The 16,641-nt window shown below is 72.4% G+C and carries 18 protein-coding genes; 13 read left to right on the top strand and 5 right to left on the bottom strand.

The genetic code is table 11. The annotated features are described in order from the left end of the window. Positions 1 to 28 precede the first annotated feature (28 nt). Entirely contained in the window at positions 29 to 1,813 is a 1,785-nt protein-coding gene (locus ID554_RS01340) for a DUF4012 domain-containing protein (protein ID WP_191088696.1), read from the top strand. Between the two features lie 13 nt (positions 1,814 to 1,826). Beyond that, entirely contained in the window at positions 1,827 to 2,441 is a 615-nt protein-coding gene (locus ID554_RS01335; protein WP_117230114.1) for a hypothetical protein, read from the top strand. Here the strand turns inward: ID554_RS01335 and ID554_RS01330 are convergent. Both ID554_RS01330 and gdhA read right to left on the bottom strand, forming a co-directional pair. Further along, positions 2,438 to 3,184 (bottom strand): NADPH-dependent FMN reductase, encoded by a 747-nt coding sequence (locus ID554_RS01330; protein ID WP_199489273.1) that lies wholly within the window; start codon positions 3,182 to 3,184, stop codon positions 2,438 to 2,440. The two genes, ID554_RS01335 and ID554_RS01330, sit on opposite strands and share 4 nt — an antisense overlap. 179 nt (positions 3,185 to 3,363) lie before the next feature. Then, positions 3,364 to 4,701, bottom strand: coding sequence for an NADP-specific glutamate dehydrogenase (gene gdhA / locus ID554_RS01325; protein ID WP_117230140.1), 1,338 nt, complete (start codon positions 4,699 to 4,701; stop codon positions 3,364 to 3,366). 116 nt (positions 4,702 to 4,817) lie between these two features. Between gdhA and ID554_RS01320 the strand changes: the two genes are divergently transcribed. The 3 genes from ID554_RS01320 (at position 4,818) to ID554_RS01310 (ending at position 7,222) form a co-directional block, all read left to right on the top strand. Further along, positions 4,818 to 5,162 (top strand): MazG-like family protein, encoded by a 345-nt coding sequence (locus ID554_RS01320; RefSeq protein ID WP_117230139.1) that lies wholly within the window; start codon positions 4,818 to 4,820, stop codon positions 5,160 to 5,162. A gap of 120 nt (positions 5,163 to 5,282) precedes the next feature. Next, on the top strand, positions 5,283 to 6,218 hold the full coding sequence (locus ID554_RS01315) for a hypothetical protein (protein WP_223884394.1): 936 nt from the start codon (positions 5,283 to 5,285) through the stop codon (positions 6,216 to 6,218). 32 nt (positions 6,219 to 6,250) lie between these two features. Next, complete coding sequence (locus ID554_RS01310) at positions 6,251 to 7,222, top strand: pirin family protein (RefSeq protein ID WP_117230113.1); 972 nt, start codon at positions 6,251 to 6,253, stop codon at positions 7,220 to 7,222. A gap of 295 nt (positions 7,223 to 7,517) precedes the next feature. On the opposite strand, the gene ID554_RS01305 is transcribed toward ID554_RS01310, so the two are convergent. Further along, positions 7,518 to 7,790 (bottom strand): DUF2795 domain-containing protein, encoded by a 273-nt coding sequence (locus tag ID554_RS01305; RefSeq protein WP_117230112.1) that lies wholly within the window; start codon positions 7,788 to 7,790, stop codon positions 7,518 to 7,520. A gap of 143 nt (positions 7,791 to 7,933) precedes the next feature. Between ID554_RS01305 and ID554_RS01300 the strand changes: the two genes are divergently transcribed. Beyond that, a complete protein-coding gene (locus ID554_RS01300; RefSeq protein ID WP_117230111.1) occupies positions 7,934 to 8,341 on the top strand; it encodes a DUF2267 domain-containing protein in 408 nt (135 codons plus the stop codon). Between the two features lie 30 nt (positions 8,342 to 8,371). On the opposite strand, the gene ID554_RS01295 is transcribed toward ID554_RS01300, so the two are convergent. Beyond that, positions 8,372 to 9,544: a CaiB/BaiF CoA transferase family protein gene (locus ID554_RS01295; protein WP_117230137.1), complete on the bottom strand. Its 1,173-nt coding sequence runs from the start codon at positions 9,542 to 9,544 to the stop codon at positions 8,372 to 8,374. 258 nt (positions 9,545 to 9,802) lie between these two features. Here ID554_RS01295 and ID554_RS01290 point away from each other — a divergent pair, with 258 nt between their 5' ends. The 3 genes from ID554_RS01290 (at position 9,803) to ID554_RS01280 (ending at position 13,025) form a co-directional block, all read left to right on the top strand. Further along, on the top strand, positions 9,803 to 10,819 hold the full coding sequence (locus ID554_RS01290; RefSeq protein ID WP_117230110.1) for a TerC family protein: 1,017 nt from the start codon (positions 9,803 to 9,805) through the stop codon (positions 10,817 to 10,819). Positions 10,820 to 11,039: 220 nt separating this feature from the next. Continuing rightward, the gene (locus ID554_RS01285; protein ID WP_117230109.1) at positions 11,040 to 12,341 is read left to right on the top strand and encodes an NAD(P)/FAD-dependent oxidoreductase; all 1,302 of its coding nucleotides are present in this window, start codon (positions 11,040 to 11,042) and stop codon (positions 12,339 to 12,341) included. A 381-nt stretch (positions 12,342 to 12,722) separates the two neighbouring features. Next, a complete protein-coding gene (locus ID554_RS01280; protein WP_117230108.1) occupies positions 12,723 to 13,025 on the top strand; it encodes a hypothetical protein in 303 nt (100 codons plus the stop codon). Positions 13,026 to 13,248: 223 nt separating this feature from the next. Here ID554_RS01280 and ID554_RS01275 read toward each other — a convergent pair whose 3' ends face one another. Then, entirely contained in the window at positions 13,249 to 13,575 is a 327-nt protein-coding gene (locus ID554_RS01275; protein ID WP_263407318.1) for an STAS domain-containing protein, read from the bottom strand. Between the two features lie 528 nt (positions 13,576 to 14,103). On the opposite strand from ID554_RS01275, the gene ID554_RS01270 reads away from it, so the two are divergent. The 4 genes from ID554_RS01270 (at position 14,104) to ID554_RS01255 (ending at position 16,590) form a co-directional block, all read left to right on the top strand. After that, on the top strand, positions 14,104 to 15,633 hold the full coding sequence (locus ID554_RS01270; protein ID WP_396888447.1) for a PP2C family protein-serine/threonine phosphatase: 1,530 nt from the start codon (positions 14,104 to 14,106) through the stop codon (positions 15,631 to 15,633). Beyond that, positions 15,630 to 15,821, top strand: coding sequence for a hypothetical protein (locus tag ID554_RS01265; RefSeq protein ID WP_191088695.1), 192 nt, complete (start codon positions 15,630 to 15,632; stop codon positions 15,819 to 15,821). Before ID554_RS01270 ends, ID554_RS01265 begins: the two co-directional genes overlap by 4 nt. Further along, positions 15,737 to 16,153, top strand: coding sequence for a hypothetical protein (locus ID554_RS01260; RefSeq protein WP_223884393.1), 417 nt, complete (start codon positions 15,737 to 15,739; stop codon positions 16,151 to 16,153). Before ID554_RS01265 ends, ID554_RS01260 begins: the two co-directional genes overlap by 85 nt. Positions 16,154 to 16,230: 77 nt before the next feature. Further along, entirely contained in the window at positions 16,231 to 16,590 is a 360-nt protein-coding gene (locus tag ID554_RS01255; RefSeq protein WP_117230105.1) for an STAS domain-containing protein, read from the top strand. The last annotated feature ends 51 nt before the right edge of the window (positions 16,591 to 16,641 follow it).

Below are 16,641 nucleotides of genomic sequence, written 5' to 3'. Positions count from 1 at the left end.
TCTGTCCGATTTCGGAGTGGAGAGTGGTGTGACGGAACGCGAGAGCCCGCACCGTACCCGCGGCCGGTCGCGCCGGCGGCGACGGGCCCGGCTGCGCCGCGCCCTGCTCGTCACGCTGGTGGTCGGCTCGCTGTTGGCGGGCGTGACCGGATGGGTGGGGTTCCGGGGCTGGCAGGCCCGGGCGCACCTGGTCAACGCCGCCGGGCTGGCCGGTGAGCTGAGCGCGCACCTGGTCGGCGGCGACACCGACCGGGCGCAGCGGACCCTCGCCGCGTTGCAGGTGCAGTCCGGCGCCGCCCGTCAGGCCACCGCCGACCCCGGCTGGTGGACGGCCCAGCACACGCCGTACGCGGGCGCCAACCTCGCCGCCGTCCGGCAGATCTCCATCGCCGTCGACGACCTGGCCCGTCAGGCGTTCCCGGCACTGTTGCGGGTTGATCTCGGTGGCCTGGTGCCGCGCGAGGGTCGGCTGGACCTGACCGGTCTGCGTGGCGTCGGTGACGAGTTGGTCGAGGTGGACGCCATCATCCAGCGGGTCCGCACCGAGTTGTCCACGGTGCCCGCCGACCGGCTGGTCGGCCAGGTGCGCGAGGCGCTCCAGGAGTTGCGCGCCGAGATCGACCGGCTGGCCACCATGACCTCGGCGGCCGGCAAGGCCACCCGACTGCTGCCGCCGCTGCTCGGGGTGGACGGCACACGGCGCTACCTGCTGGTGTCGCAGAACTCGGCGGAACTGCGCTCCACCGGCGGCATGTTCGGCGCGTACGCGGTGATCCGGGCCGACAAGGGCCGCATCGAGATGGGCGACCAGGGTGCCAGCAGTGGCATGGGGATGTTTGCCACACCGCTGAAGGTCCCGGCCGAGCAGCGCGTCCTCTGGGGTGAACTGCCCGGCATGTACCCGGCCGACGTCAACCTCAGCCCGCACTTCCCGACCGCCGCCGCGCTCTATCGGGAGATGTACCGGCGGCACAGTGGCGACACCGTGGACGGGGTGCTCGCCGTCGACCCGGTGGTGCTGTCGTACCTGTTGCAGGCCACCGGGCCGGTTCGGGTGCCCGGCGGCGTGTCGCTCAGCGCGGAGAACGCAGTGCGGACCCTGCTCAGCGACACCTATCAGAAGATGGCCCCGAAGGAGCAGGACACCTTCTTCGCCGCCGCCGCCGCGACCGTGTTCGACACCCTTTTCACCCGTAACACACACCCGAACGGGCTATTGTCCGCTTTTAGCCGCTCCATACAAGAACGTCGGATATTGTTCTGGAGTGCCCATCCGGAGGAACAACGGGTGTTCGACGAGAGTCGGATGGCCGGGACGCTTCCGGAACAGGACACCGTGCCCACTGTCGGCGTGTTCCTCAACGACGGCAGTGGCGCGAAGCTCGGCTACTACCTCCGGCAGGCCGCCGACCTCACCGTCGGCGACTGCCACGCCGACGGCCGTCGCGAACTGCACCTCCGGGTGACGTTGCGATCCACCGCGCCGGCCTCGGGCCTCACCGAGTCCGTGCTCGGACTGGCCCAGGCAGGAGACCCGTACACGGTTCGGACCCTGGTCTCGGTCTACGGCCCGGCCGGCGGGGCGGTGCTCGACACCCGCCTCGACGGTACCGAGACGTCGGTGGGCAACGGGACCGAGCGACGTCGCCAGGTGGCCACGGTGAACGTCGAGACAGGACCGGGTGACACCCGGACGCTGCAGGTCTCGCTGCTGACCGGCAAGACGGACAGCGGCACGGCCGAACTGTGGCTCACGCCCACCGCCACCCCATGGACCACCCATGTTGTCACCGCACCAAGCTGTACTCAGTAGGAGGGAACCAACAATGCGGCTATCCCGCATCATCATGGCGCTCACGGTCGGTTTGGCCGTGGTAGCCGTGCCGAGCGCGGCGGGGGCGGCGCAGCCGCAGCCGGCGCCAACAGCCACCGGAACACCGCAGCCACCGCCCTACCCGCCGGTGCTGGCCTCGCTCACGGTGAACCGACCCACCATCATCCTCGGTGAGACGGTCATCCTGACCGGCCGCAACTTCGGGCCGAACGAGACGGTCGACATCACCGTCACCACCCGGCCGCTGGCGGCACCCGCCGCCGGCACCGCCCGCCGCAGCGACGGCAGCACCGTCGCGATGGCTCCGGTCGCCTTCCAGGCCAGCGCGCCGCTGACCTTCACGGCCCGGACCAACGCGCGGGGCGAGTTCAGCCGCCGGTACACCCCGTCGGTGACCGGTCTGCTCACCTTCACCGCCGTCGGCCGGGAGTCCGGCCGGACCGCGTCGACCGAACTCCGGGTGCTGCACAAGAAGAAGCACCTGCCGGTCACCGGCAGCAGCACGAGCACGCCGATGAAGGTCGGTGGCGGTCTCGTCGCCGCGGGCGCGGTCATGCTGCTCGGCACGGTGCTCTGGCGCCGCCGCCGCTTCGGCAGCGCGAGCTAATCCGACTGACCCACAGTGAACACCGGTGCCGGTGCCCGCCGTTCCCTCCGGCGGGCACCGGCACCGTCGTGTCCACCCCACGCCTCGGCCCCCCTCACCCGGTTGATCAAGAGGTTGTGGTGCTTGCAGGTGCCCGTCGAGCACCAAAATTCCTTGATCAACCGGGTGGGGGTTCGTCGTAGCCCAGCCAGGTCGGTCCTACGTCGGGAAGGGGCGGGTTCGGCGTGCGTCGGCCAACACGTCGCCCACCACCGCAGCTCGTTCAGACAACCGGCCAGGCGACTGGAGAGGCCGTCGTCCGGCGCGTACCGCTGCTGTTCGTCCAGGGACGCCCACGGCGCGGGCAGGCCGATGACCCGGCGGGTGGTCACGACGTTGAATTCGGCCAGCACCCCGCGGAGCTGCTCGATCGCGGGGTATCCGCCGTGCACGCCGTACGCCACGATCGTCGCGGGCTTCAGGCGCCACTCCGCGTAGTGCCAGTCGATCAGGCGCTTGAGCGAGGCCGGGTAGCTGTGGTTGTACTCCGGCATCACGAAGACGAAGGCGTCGGCCGCGTCGATCCGGTCGGCCACGGCACTCTTCGGCCCACCGCCCGGATACAGGAGACTGTCGTCGGGCAGGAGTGTGTCCGCCAGGTCGATCAGATCGACGTCGGCGGAACTCCCCAGCGCGGCGACGATCCAGTCGGCGATCGTCGGCCCCATCCGGTCCTTGCGCACGCTCGCGGAGATCACGGCCACGCGTACGCCGGAGGGCGTCGCGCCGTCCGCCGTGCGGTGCGATCCATCCGACGTAGAGCGTCTGCGTGCCGACCTCGCTGTCGATCAAGAGGTTTCGGTGCTCTCGGGCGCTCGTCGAGCACCGAAACCTCTTGATCAACCGGGCTGGGGTGGCGGGGGAGAGGAGGGGAGGGAGCGGTTCAGATGAGGCCTTGGGCGAGCATCGCCTCGGCTACTCGGCGGAAGCCGTTGATGTTGGCGCCGGCCACGTAGTCGCCGGGTAGGCCGTACTCGTCGGCGGTGGCCCAGCACCGGGCGTGGATGTCGCGCATGGTCTCGCGCAGGCGCTGCTCCGATTCCGCGAACGTCCACGACTCCCGGGCGGCGTTCTGCTGCATCTCCAGGGCGCTGACCGCCACCCCACCGGCGTTGGCGGCCTTGCCGGGCGCGAACCGGACCCCGGCCCGGCCCAGGATGCGGACCGCCTCCGGGGTGGTCGGCATGTTCGCGCCCTCCACCACCGCGACACAGCCGCCGGCGACGAGCTGCGCGGCCTCGGCGCCGCCGATCTCGTTCTGCGTCGCGCACGGCAGGGCCAGGTCGCAGGGGACCTCCCAGGGGGTACGCCCGGAGACGGCGACCGCGTGCGGCACCTCGCGTACGTAGTCGGCGAGCCGGTCCCGGCGGCGTTCCTTCACCTCCCGCAGCACGTCGAGGTCGATGCCCTTCTCGTCCAGGACGTACCCGGACGAGTCGGAGCAGGCGACCACCCTGCCGCCGAGTTGGTGCACCTTCTGGATCGCGTAGATCGCTACGTTGCCGGCGCCGGAGACCACCACCCGCTTGCCGTCCATGCTGTCCTCGCTCTGGGTGAGCATTTCCTCGGCGAAGAACACCGCGCCGTACCCGGTCGCCTCGGTGCGCGCCTGCGCGCCGCCGTACGACAGGCCCTTGCCGGTGAGCACGCCCGACTCGTACCGGTTGGTGATTCGTTTGTACTGGCCGAACAGGTAGCCGATCTCCCGGCCGCCCACCCCGATGTCACCGGCGGGCACGTCGGTCTGCGCGCCGATGTGGCGGTACAACTCGGTCATGTAGCTCTGGCAGAACCGCATCACCTCGCGGTCCGAGCATTCCTTCGGATCGAAGTCGGCACCGCCCTTGCCGGCCCCGATCGGCAGCCCGGTCAGCGCGTTCTTGAAGATCTGCTCGAAGCCGAGGAACTTCACGATGCCCAGGTAGACCGAGGGGTGGAAGCGCAGACCGCCCTTGAACGGGCCGAGGGCGCTGTTGAACTCCACCCGGAACCCCCGGTTCACCCGGACCCGCCCCCGGTCGTCCTCCCACGGCACGCGGAAGATGACCTGGCGCTCCGGCTCGCAGATCCGCTCGATGATCCGGGCGTCGGCGTACTCGGGGTGGCGGGCCAGCGCCGGGCCGATGCTCTCCAACACCTCCCGTACGGCCTGGTGGAACTCGGGCTCACCCGGGTTGCGGCTGACCACACTGGCGAACACCGACTCGACCGTCTCCGGCATGACCGACACGTCCTTCCGGTTTCGGGCATGGCGTCGTTGCCGCGCCTCGTCACCGCCGCCGTCACGGCGGTGCCCCCAGAATACGGATGGTGGCCGCCGTCAGGTTCACTGGCGGCGTGGACGAGACGATCTGGACGAGGGTACGCACGGCGCGTGGCTGGCTGGACGCGGCCAACGGCACCGGGGAGGCGGAGCTGACCTGCCGGATGCTCAAGCTCACCGAGGAGGCGGGTGAGGTGGCGGGCGCCTGGATCGGGTTCCTCGGCCAGAACCCGCGCAAGGGGGTCACGCACACCCGGGCGGACGTGGCGGCGGAGCTCGCCGACGTGGCGTTCACCGCCCTGGTCGCCATCGAGAGCCTGGGCCTGGACGCTCGGAAGGTCCTCGGGGACTGCGCCGGCAAGGTCGCCGGGCGGCTGGACCCGCCGGCCGAGGGCGAGGTTCGTCGCCGCGCTGACTGATCCGACCCGCCTCCTGGCGCGTACCTGCTGGTAGGGGACCGTGGAAGGGGACGTGGCATGGCCGAGTCAGAGCACGAGGCGTACCGTCCGACACCCTCGGGGCGGGGGTCGGGAGACGGGGTGCCGGTACCACCGACCACCGTCGGTGACGACATGCGAGTCACCGGCGGCGTGACCGTGGGTGACGACGCGCCCGTGGGTGAGGACGAGCCCGGGATCCGGGACGAGACCGGGGGCGGACGGCCGACCTGGTCGGCCGGGGCGCGGCTGCTCGCGGCCGCCGCGGTGCTGATGCTCGGGCTGGGCGCGGGCGCGGTGGTGGTGATCCTCTCCGATCCGCACCGGCTCGGCCGGGTCTTCTCCGGCGACCTGCCCACGCCGGAGGTCACCGCCGCGCCCGACGGCACCAGCGGACTGGGTGGCGCGGAGCGGGCGGCGGCGCAGAGCCCCGAACAGGTCGAGACCGCGCCGCTGGACGGTCGCAGACGGGCCACCTTCGAGCTGGTCGACGGGGTGACCCGGTTCGACCTGCGGGTGGCGGACCTGGGGGAGGAGCTGTACCGGATCATCAGCCCGGCCGAGTCGGGGACGCGCCCCCGGTCGGAGCTGGTCGGTGACCGGGTGCGGCTGCGGTTCACTCGTGGCGGGGAGGCGCCGGGCGAGGTCGAGGTGCTGCTCAACTCCCGAGTGCGCTGGCAGTTGTCGATCAGCGGCGGAAGCGCCGAACGGTGGCTGGACCTCGCCGCTGCCCGGCTGGGCGGCCTGGAACTGGCCGGCGGAGCGACCCGGACCAGCCTGCGGCTGCCCGCCGTCGAGGGGCTGGTGGTGGTGCGGGTCACCGGCGGGGTCAACCGCTTCGACGTCATCGTGGTCGGCAGCGTCCCGGTACGCGTCCGGTCGGTCGCCGGTGCCGGTGCGGTCACCGTGTACGACGAGCGCCTCGACGGGGTCGCCCCGCAGACGGTGCTCGATTCGCCGGGCTGGGACCGGGCCGGTGACCGCATCTTCCTGGACCTGGTGGCGGGCGCGAACGTGGTGACCGTACGCGGAAACTGAGCGGGCCCGGCGCACGGGCGTACAGTCGGGCCGTGGAACGTGCCGAGTCGATGCCCGCGCAGACCCGACCACCCGGAGTGGCCACGGTCGATCCCGGCAGCGTCCTGCTGCCCGGCCACGACGTGCCGTTGGGGCGCTACACCACGGTGCGTCGGCTGCTGCCGCAACGCACCCGTCGGATGGTCGGCGCCTGGTGTTTCGTCGACCACTTCGGCCCCGACGACGTGGCTGACCGGCCGGGCATGGAGGTGCCGCCGCATCCGCACACCGGCCTGCAGACCGTGACCTGGCTGCTCGACGGCGAGATCCTGCACCGCGACAGCCTCGGCAGCGTGCAGCCGATCCGGCCCGGCCAGCTCAACGTGATGACCTCCGGTCACGGCATCGCGCACTCCGAGCGGTCCCCGGCCGTCCATCCGCCGCTGATGCACGGCGTGCAGCTCTGGGTGGCGCTGCCGGATCGGGCCCGGGCCGGCGCGGCCGACTTCGCCCACCACGCCGAGCTGCCCCGGTGGCGCGACGGCGACCTGGACGTCACGCTGCTGGTCGGCGAACTCGGCGGCGAGGTCTCGCCGGCCCGGGTGCACATCCCGCTGCTCGGCGCGCAGTTCGACCTGCGCGGGGCGGGCCCGGTCGCGGTGCCGTTGCGGCGCGACTTCGAGTACGCCCTGCTGGCGCTCGACGGCGCCGCCGAGGTGGACGACGTGTCGCTGGAGCCCGGGGCGCTGCTCTGGCTCGGCGCCGGCCGGGACGTCCTGGCCGTGCGTGGCGAACCAGGTACCCGGCTGATGCTGCTCGGCGGGACGCCGTTCGAGGAGCCGCTGGTGATGTGGTGGAACTTCGTCGGTCGCAGCCACGAGGAGATCGCCGCCGCCCGGGAGGACTGGATGGCCGGGCGGCGCTTCGGTCAGGTCGCCGACGACCCCGACCCGCCGCTGCCCGCCCCGGCTCTGCCCACGGTCCGACTCAAGGCCCGCGACCGCTCCGGTGGCTTCCGGGACTGACCACAGCCTGCTGAACAAAACGGATAAATACCTTCGTCGGCACCCCCTGTCCGTTCGGCTGATGGTGTGCTGTATGGTGGCCGCAGTAGCAGCCACCCGGTTCGGGTGGTTGTCGCCGTCTGGTCATGGCGACCCGGTTCGGGTCAAGCCGTGCCACCAGGGCAGGCGGTTACGTAGCGGCGCTCCCGGTCGCGGTTCGCGGCCGGGACGCCCGCCTGTCGGAGCCCTGTAGGGTGCCCCGACCTCGTCACGCCGACAGCCGGTCCGGGCTCTCGCCCGTCGACCGGCCGTCGGGTCAGATGCTGCGCAGGTGCTGCGACACCCGCTGATGACGCTTGTCACGTCCGACCGCGCCGCGCTGCGCGTCGTCGGCGTCCTCGCTCGCGTCGATGTGCGCGGAACGGGCCACCTCGGTACTGTTCGTGTACTCCACCGGCGGCAGCGCGCGCAGGGCCTGCACCACGTCCGGCGGCGCCCCCTCGCGTTCGGCCTCGCGGACCACGTCGTCCTTGCCGGCGGGGTAGTCCAGGCTGGACAGGTACTGCAGGACGTCGGCGTAACTCGCCATGGTGTCGGCTCCTCCCGGCTTCGATCCGGCCACGACCGGCCGCGGTTACCCGCCACTGCTGCCGTCACGCCCGGCCCGGTGGAAATTCGGCCGCCGTTTCCGGCCCGCTCCGCCGGGTAACCGCCCGGCTGAGGGGGTACGCGATGAACTACGACACGTTCGTCGACCAGGTGGCCCGGCGGGCCGGTACCACGCCGGAGCGGGCGGTGGACCTGACCCGGGCGACGCTGACGACGCTGGGCGAGCGGCTGACCGGCGGGGAGGCGTTGGACCTGGCCCTGCAACTGCCGGCTCCGCTACAGCAGTCGATGCGGGCGACCCCCGACGGCGAGGCGGCACAGCTCTTCGACGCTGACGAGTTCGCGGCCCGGGTGGCGTTTCGCATCGGGGTCGAGACGTCGGCGGCCCGGGGCGGGGTGCGCGCGGTCTTCACCGCGCTGCGCGAGGCGCTGGCCGGTGAGTTCGACACGCTGATGGTCCAATTGCCCCGCGACTACCGCGACATGGTCGAGCCCGCGCTGGCCCCCGGCGCGACGCTGCGACGCCGGTGAGGCGGCGTCGGTGAGGCGGCGGCCGGTGGTTCAGCCGACCGCCCCGTCGGCCCGTAGGGCGGCGACCCGGTCCGGGTCGTAGCCGATCTCGCCGAGCACCTCGTCGGTGTGCTCACCCGGCCAGGGCGGCGGTCGGCGTACCGAGGTGGGGGTGCCGGAGAAGCGCGGGGCCGGGGCAGGCTGGACCATCCCGTCCCGGACCACGAACGTGTCCCGCGCGGTCAGGTGCGGGTGCTCCGGTGCCTCGGCCCAGTCCAGGACCGGCGCCACGCAGGCGTCGGAGGCGGTGAGCAGGGCCGCCCACTCGTCCCGGGTCCGGGTCCGGAACAACCGCGCCCAGGCGGCGCGCAACGCCGGCCAGTTCGCCGGGTCGGTACGGTCCGGCGCCTCGTCACCCGGTAGCGGGAAACCGGTGCGGCGCACCAGTTCCTCGTAGAAGCGCGGCTCCAGCGCGCCGACCGCGACGTGTCGCCCGTCGGCGCACTCGTAGGTGTCGTAGAACGGCGCGCCGCCGTCGAGCAGGTTGACCCCGCGCGGGTCCTGCCAGAGCCCGAGCCCCCGCAACGCGTGGATCTGTGTGCCGAGCACCGCCACCCCGTCCACGATGGCCGCGTCGATCACCTGACCGGTGCCGCCGCCCCGCACCGCGTAGAGCGCGGCGACCACGCCCAGGGCCAGCATCATCCCGCCGCCGCCGAAGTCGCCGAGCAGGTTCAGTGGCGGCACCGGCCGCTCACCCGCCCGCCCGATGCCGTGCAGCGCGCCGGTCAGCGCGACGTAGTCGATGTCGTGCCCGGCGTACGGGGCGCTCGGGCCACCCTGCCCCCAGCCGGTCATCCGGCCGTACACCAGCTTCGGGTTGACCCGGTGGCAGTCGGCCGGACCGAGGCCGAGGCGCTCGGTCACCCCGGGCCGGAACCCCTCGATCAGCGCGTCCGCGCCGTCGACCAGGGCCAGCACCACCTCACGCCCACCGGCGGACTTGAGGTCCACGCCGACGGAACGCCGTCCCCGGTTGAGCAGGTCCGGGTGGGCGGTGCCGAAGGCCGAGGGGTCCACGTCGGTGACCCGGTCGACCCGGATCACGTCCGCGCCGAGATCGGCCAGCATCATCGCGGCGAAGGGGCCGGGACCGATCCCGGCCAGCTCGACCACGCGTACGCCGGCCAGCGGGCCGGCCGCCTGCTCTGCGGTCACCGCCATCACGATAGGCGCTCGTGTCCGGGTCCGGTGCCGGCATCGTCACTCCGGGTTCCGCCCTGGCCGGGCCCGGAACACGCCGATCAGGTGCCCCCACCTGGCGGCCCGGATCGGGCTGTCCTAACCTTGGCGGTACGAGGGGAGTACTTCCCACGAACCATACCGGTCAGTACGGCACGCCCCGGGTGTGCCTCGGGTGGTTGCCCATCGAAAGGTGGGTGAAGGAGACCTCGAACATGACACGGTGTTCGAGGAGGCCCCATGTCCGAATTGTCATATTCTGCTGCCGGTTTGCAAACGGTGGGTACGCCCACGCTCTGGGCGGTGACGATCGCCGGTGTGCTGGGCCTGCTGGTGCTCGACTTCGTGGTGACCCGCAAGCCCCACGAGGTGTCCCTGCGGGAAGCGCTGGGCTGGTCGACCTTCTACATCGCGCTGCCGCTGGCCTTCGGCGCCTGGGTGTGGTCCGAGTTCGGCTCCGAACGGGGCTTCGAGTACCTGACCGGTTACCTGGTCGAGAAGTCGCTGTCGGTGGACAACCTGTTCGTGTTCATGCTGCTGCTGGCGGCGTTCGCGGTGCCGACCGAGCTGGCGCAGCGGGTGCTGCTGTTCGGGATCACCGGCGCGCTGGTGCTGCGGGGCATCTTCATCGCGTTGGGTGCGGCGGCGTTGCAGACGCTGGACTTCGCGTTCCTGATCTTCGCCCTGATCCTGTTGTTCACCGCGGCGAAGTTGCTGCGGGACGCGTTCACCGGCCACGAACAGTCGGTGGACATCGGCAACATGCGCTCGGTCCGGCTGCTGCGCAGGTTCATGCCGGTGGTCCAGGAGTACCACGGCACCAGGATGACCGTGCGGGTGGACGGCCGCCGCGCTCTCACGCCGCTGGCGCTGGTCGTGGTGGCGGTCTTCGCCACCGACGTGGTCTTCGCGGTGGACTCGGTGCCGGCGGTCTACGGCATCACCGAGGACCCGTACCTCGTCTTCGCCACCAACGCGTTCGCGCTGCTGGGCCTGCGGGCGCTCTACTTCGTGCTGCACGCGGCGCTGAGCCGCCTGGTCCACCTCACCTACGGCCTGGCGATCATCCTGGCATTCATCGGCGTCAAGCTGGGCCTGCACTGGGCGCACGGGATCTGGGAGGGTGTGCCGGAGATCCCGACCCTGGCGTCGCTGCTGGTCATCATCGGTGTGCTGACGATCGTGACGATCACCAGCCTGCGGGCCACCCGCAACGTGGTGCCCGGCTCCAAGGAGGTCGTCACCGAACGGCAGTGACCCGCCACCGTGGCGGAGCCGGGCGTGGTACGCCCGGCCACGTACCCGGGCAGCACGTCGACCTGCGGCTCACCGCGGCCGACGGGTACCAGGCGGCCCGGTCGGCGGCTGGTCCGTCCGGCGGCCGACCCAGACCGACCCGATGCCGCCGGATCGGCCCCCGGGCCGGTAGGTCACCGGGTCGACGTTTGCCGGCCTTTGGGGCGGGAACCGGCCCGGGATGACGAAGCCTCGTGTGGTGATCGTGGGGGCCGGTTTCGCCGGGTACCACGCGGCGAAGACGCTGACCCGGTTGGCCCGCGACCGGGCCGAGATCGTCCTGCTGAACTCGACCGACTACTTCCTCTACCTGCCGCTGCTGCCCGAGGTGGCCGCCGGAGTGGTGGAGCCGGGTCGGATCGCCGTGCCGCTGACCGGAACGCTGAACGGGGTCCGGGTGGTCATCGGCGAGGCGGACCACGTCGACCTGCAGAACCGGTGGGTCGGGTTCACCCAGCCCGAGGGCGAGCGGAACCGGCTGGCGTACGACCGGCTCGTCCTCGCCGTCGGCAGCGTCAACAAACTGCTGCCCATCCCCGGCGTGACCGAGTACGCGCACGGTTTCCGGGGCCTGCCCGAGGCGCTCTACCTGCACGATCACGTGGTGCGCCAGATCGAGCTGGCCGAGCAGGCCGAGGACCCGGCCGAGCAGCGGGCCCGGTCCACGTTCGTGGTGGTGGGCGCCGGTTACACCGGCACCGAGGTGGCCGCGCACGGTCAGCTCTTCACCGACGAGCTGACCGCCCAGCGCCCCCGGCTGCCGATCCGCCCGCAGTGGATGTTGCTGGACGTCGCGCCCCGGGTGCTGCCCGAGCTGGACCAGCGGATGTCCCGCACCGCCGACCGGGTGCTGCGCCGACGCGGGGTCGACGTCCGGATGGGCACCTCGGTGGCGGTCGCCACCGCAGACGGGGTAACGCTCACCGACGGGGACTACGTGCCCACGTGTTCCCTGATCTGGTGCGTCGGGGTCCGCCCCGACCCGTTCGTGGCGGACCTGGGCCTGCGTACGGAGAAGGGGCGGCTGGTCGTCGACGAGTACCTCAACGTGCCCGGCTTCCCCGAGGTGTACGCGTGCGGCGACGCCGCGGCGGTGCCCGACCTGACCCGGCCCGGCGAGATCTGCACGATGACCGCCCAGCACGCGCAGCGGCAGGGCAAACTCGCCGCGCACAATGTCGCCGCGTCGTACGGGCAGGGGCGGCGCCGACCGTACCAGCACCACGACCTCGGCTGGGTGGTCGACCTCGGTGGCAAGCAGGCGGCGGCGAACCCGCTCAAGGTGCCGTTGTCGGGTCTGCCGGCGAAGGCCGTCACCCGTGGCTACCACCTGCTGGCGATGCCGGGCAACCGGGCCCGGGTGAGTGTCGACTGGCTGCTGGACGCCGCGTTGCCCCGCTCGGCGGTGCAGCTGGGTCTGATCCCCGCCGACGCGGTGCCGTTGGAGAGCGAGTCGCCGGAGTTGCCGACCCACGCCCGCTGACGGGCTCGGGGCGGCGGACCACAGGTCCGCCGCCCCCGTGCACGCCGCATGGACCAGCCGCCGGCTGCCGGCGGTGCGAGCAGGTCGCGGACCCTGGCGGTACGGAAGTCGACGCCGGCACGCCGGACGACGTCGTCGTGCGTGAGCTGCTTGGAGGCGCCCAGGCTCACGCCGGTGTCGGCGGCCTGCTTGCCTCGCTTGCGGGCCTGGCGGGGCACGAAACGATCGCTGCGGGGCTGCGAGACGACTGCCCGGGACCGTGCCGGAAGGCTTCATCCGGCGCGGGTGAGGGACGCTCACCCGCGCCGGACGGACGCTCGGGATGACCGGGGAACCCGGTGTGAGGCATGAACTTCCGAGGCACGCGGAAGGGAAGGTCCGATGAAGCAGATTGTCGAGATCGTCCCCGCCCGACCGGGCTGGTACGCGCGATGGCGTCTGACCGCCGAGAGCACCCGGTGCTACCCGGTGACGCTGTGGGCGTTGCTGGAGGAGCCCGACGGCACCGGCCGCGAGGTGATCGGCGTCGACTGCGCCGGCCAGTGGCCCGGTGCGGAGGACGACGGCACGGATGGGGAGTTCGTCCGTTATCTGTTCCAGCCACCGGAGTCGGGACCTCCCGACGACGCGGAGAGCACCGCCGAGCCGTATCGCGCCGCCACCCGTCCGGTCCCGGCGCCCTGAGCCATCCTCCGGCCCCCGGCCCCTGGTCCCAGGGTCGGGGGCCACCCCTGCCGGACCCGCGCGCCGTACGGTCAGCCGACCGCGGTGATGCCGTCGTCCGCCACAGCCGGCGGCAGGAGCAGCAACTCGGCCAGGCCGGTGCGATCCAGCAGTTGACGCAGTGTCGGGTTTTCCATGCGCCTGACGCAAGTCGCGGGGTCGGCGTTTCTGTCCGGAGACCGTTTCACGCGGTGATCGTCGGCTGGCCCTGCGGCCCGGTCGCCGGCCCGCCGTCACCGACCGGACGGGCGAGCAGCCCGGTGACGCCGGTCATGTCGAGGATGGTTTCCAGGAACCGGGGCACCGCACTCAGCTGCACCGTGCTGCCGTGCTGCTGGCCCTCCCGCCAGGCGTGCACGATGACGCTGAGCCCGGTGCTGTCGATGAACTGCAACTCGGTGAAGTCGAATACGAGCGTGGCGGGGTCGGTGCCCAGCAGTCGGTCGACCTCCATCCGGAGCGGGGTCGCCGTGGTGTAGGCCAGGTCGCCGCCCACCCGGATGACGGGCACCGCAGGATCGGACCGGTCGACGGACATGCTCAGCGGCGTCGTCTCGGATCTCCGACCGTGTGACAGCAACGATCAGCCTTCCGCGGGGGTTGGCGGGCAGGGGCGACCCGGATCGTAACAATCCCTGATCTGCGCCGCCTCCCGGGCGCGGGCGGTGCGCCCGCGTCCCCGGCCGACCCCGCCCCTGCGGGCCGCCGCCCCGGGATCGCTGTCGGGTGGCGGTACGGCGGGAGCAGCGTAGGGTGGGTGGAGGAACGCGACCGTGCACACCGCGCAACGCGGGTGCGGAATCGACAAAGGAGTAGGGCCGAGCTGGTGACGGGTGCCGACGTCAGGGATCTCGAGCCCGGCGACGGACGGTTTGCCCCGCCTCGTGTCGCCCGGGTCTCGGCATGGCACCCGGATGCGTCCCGGCCCGCCGGCCTCTCCGCCCTGGAGCGCTCCCGCGCCGCAGCCGAATGGCCGGAAGTGGTCGAGCACCTCCGCGAGGGACTCGTGGTGTGCGGTCCCGACGACACCGTGTGGCACGTGAGCCCCGTCGCCGCACGTCTGCTGCCGGAGATCACCGTGGGCGGCACGCTCGGCGCGGTCGACGGACTGCGGGCCGACCGGACCGAGTTCGTCCACCACGGCCGTCGTCTCCGGGCCCGGCGGGTGACGCTGTCGGCCGGTCGGAACTGCTGGTACGTGGAGGATGTCAGCGAGAGCGCCGAACGCGTCGACGCGCTGGCGGCCGAGCGGGCCAGGTCCGCCTTCCTGGCCGTGGTCGGCGAGAAGCTGGGCAACCCGCTGCACCCGGACCGGGCCGCCGCAGCCGTGGTCCGGCTCGCCGTACCGACTCTGGCGGAGGTGGCGGTGCTGGTGCTGGCGCCGCGCTCCGGTCGGGCCCGCTGGTGGCGGGCCAGCCGCGCCGACGACGAGGCGCCGGTGGTGGACCGGGGCGTGCTGTCCGCCACCGAACTGCCGCCGGCGGTCGCCGACAGCCTGCAGGGGGTACAGCCGCCCACCGTCGACTGGCTCGTCGAACAGGCCGTCGAGGCGGGGTGGTTGCCCGGGTTGTCCGCCGCCGACCTCTGCGCCCGGCTGGTGCAGTTGCCCGGCCGGGACGCGCCCGCCGGCGTGCTGCTGGTGGCCCGCACGGCCAGCGACTGGTACGCCGAGGAGGACCTCGACCTGATCCGCGCGTTCGCCGCCCGCGCCGGTGCGGCCCTGACCACCGCGCTGCTCTATCGCGAGCAGGCGGAGGTGGCCGACACCCTGCAGTCCAGCCTGCTGCCGGTGGAACCGGCGGAGGCGCCGGGCGTGCAGTGGGGGACGGCGTACCGCCCGGCCCAGGCGGGCCTGCGGATCGGCGGTGACTTCTACGGCTCCCACCGGCTGCCCGACGGCGGCTCGGTGTTCTTCCTCGGCGACGTCTCCGGCAAGGGCGTCGAGGCGGCCGTCTTCACCGGTCAGCTCCGCCAGTGCCTGCATGCGCTGCACCGGGTCGAGCAGCAGCCCGGCCGACTGTTGCACCTGCTCAACGACGCGTTGCTGGAAACCACCCTGGCCCACGGGCAGGGCCGGTTCGCCACGCTGGTGCTGGGCGTGTTCCGGCCGCACCGCGACGGTGGCCTGTCGCTGACCCTGGCCGGGGGCGGGCACCTGCCGCCGCTGCTGCTGCGGGCCTCCGGCGAGGTGGAGCAGTTGCCGCTGCGCGGGATGCTCATCGGCGTGGTGCCGGACCCGCGCGTCGGCCAGGTCACCGTCCGGCTCGCTGCCGGTGAGACGTGCCTGCTCTACAGCGACGGGGTGACCGAGGCGCGCGGCGGGCGGCGGGGCGAGGAGCAGCTCGGCACCGACCGGTTGGTGCAGGCGGTGAGCGGCTGCCAGCGGATGCCCGCGCCCGCCCTGGCCGAGCGGATCGAGCAGGTCACCTGCGACTGGCTGGCCCACCGCGACCACGACGACATCGCGGTGCTCGCGTTGCGCGCCACCGGCAGCGACCCACGCTCACACCGGCACCTGCACGCGGTGCCCACCCCGCCCGGCGATGGGGAAGGGACGACCGGCTCGTGATCACCGCGACCAGGGGTGTCCTCTCCGCCGCCGCGTACGAGGAGTATCTGCACTGTCTCGCCGAGGCCGACGAGCCGGCCGCCATCGAGGTGGCCCGGGGCTGTTGTGGGCGGGACCGTCGCCGGCCCGCCTGGCGCACCTGGCCGACGACGAGTACGCCGCCCTGGTCTCGCGGCGCGGCGAGCTGATCGACAGTGCGCTGGCCGACCTGGCAGAGCGGCATGCGGCAGCTCGTGACTACATCCCGGCCCAGCTCGACTCGACGGTCAGCGACCTCGGGTACATCCTGGACTTCCTGGCCGCCGCGCTCTACGTCGACGACGACACGCTGTTCACCGAGTTCGTCGACTGGCTGGTGGCCGTACTGAACAGCCGCGGGGTGCCGGAGGCCGCGGTGGACACCGTGCTGAGCCACTACGCACGGGTCCTGCAGGACTTCCCCCGCGCCGCCGGATATCTCCGGTCGGGCCGCTCGGTGGTGGCGGCGCGCTGCGCCCGCTCGGCGCGCGCCGAGGCGTAAGATCCGGCCGGCCGTCAGGCTCGCACTATACTTGCGCCACTGCAAGCATCCGTCTCTGGGCGGCGGGAGGGATCACCGTGACGTTCACCGTCACGTACGCCGAGCGTCTCGGTGGCGGGCCGACCCGCCTCCGGCTCTCCGGTGAGCTGGACATGAGTACCGCCGGAGAGCTCAACGCCGTCATCGACCGGCTGGCCGACGCCGGGGAGCGACGGCTGCTCGTCGACCTGACAGACCTCACGTTCTGCGACTCGACCGGCATCTCGGTCTTCGTCCGCGGGGACAACCGGGCGGCGGCCCACGGTGGCTGGTTGCGCGTCACCGGCGCGACCGGCCGGGTGGAGCGGGTGCTCAAGGTGACGGGTCTCGCCGAGGTGCTGGGGTACTGTGCTGACGCCGTCGACCCGGCGACCACCGACCGTCCGGGGATGGGCTAGATTTCCGCCAGCGCGGGACCGGGAGGTCCCGTCCTCGCAGACCTGAGGCAG

Source organism: Micromonospora craniellae (assembly GCF_014764405.1).
Lineage (GTDB): Bacteria > Actinomycetota > Actinomycetes > Mycobacteriales > Micromonosporaceae > Micromonospora > Micromonospora craniellae.
This window is presented reverse-complemented; position numbering and strand designations above follow the sequence as displayed.

Excerpts from the sequence above, each read along its gene's own strand:
- ID554_RS01335 (WP_117230114.1), top strand. The coding sequence starts at position 1,827 with ATGCGGCTATCCCGCATCATCATGGCGCTCACGGTCGGTTTGGCCGTG.
- gdhA (WP_117230140.1), bottom strand. The coding sequence starts at position 4,701 with ATGCCGGAGACGGTCGAGTCGGTGTTCGCCAGTGTGGTCAGCCGCAAC.
- ID554_RS01305 (WP_117230112.1), bottom strand. The coding sequence starts at position 7,790 with ATGGCGAGTTACGCCGACGTCCTGCAGTACCTGTCCAGCCTGGACTAC.
- ID554_RS01300 (WP_117230111.1), top strand. The coding sequence starts at position 7,934 with ATGAACTACGACACGTTCGTCGACCAGGTGGCCCGGCGGGCCGGTACC.
- ID554_RS01295 (WP_117230137.1), bottom strand. The coding sequence starts at position 9,544 with ATGGCGGTGACCGCAGAGCAGGCGGCCGGCCCGCTGGCCGGCGTACGC.
- ID554_RS01290 (WP_117230110.1), top strand. The coding sequence starts at position 9,803 with ATGTCCGAATTGTCATATTCTGCTGCCGGTTTGCAAACGGTGGGTACG.
- ID554_RS01285 (WP_117230109.1), top strand. The coding sequence starts at position 11,040 with ATGACGAAGCCTCGTGTGGTGATCGTGGGGGCCGGTTTCGCCGGGTAC.
- ID554_RS01280 (WP_117230108.1), top strand. The coding sequence starts at position 12,723 with ATGAAGCAGATTGTCGAGATCGTCCCCGCCCGACCGGGCTGGTACGCG.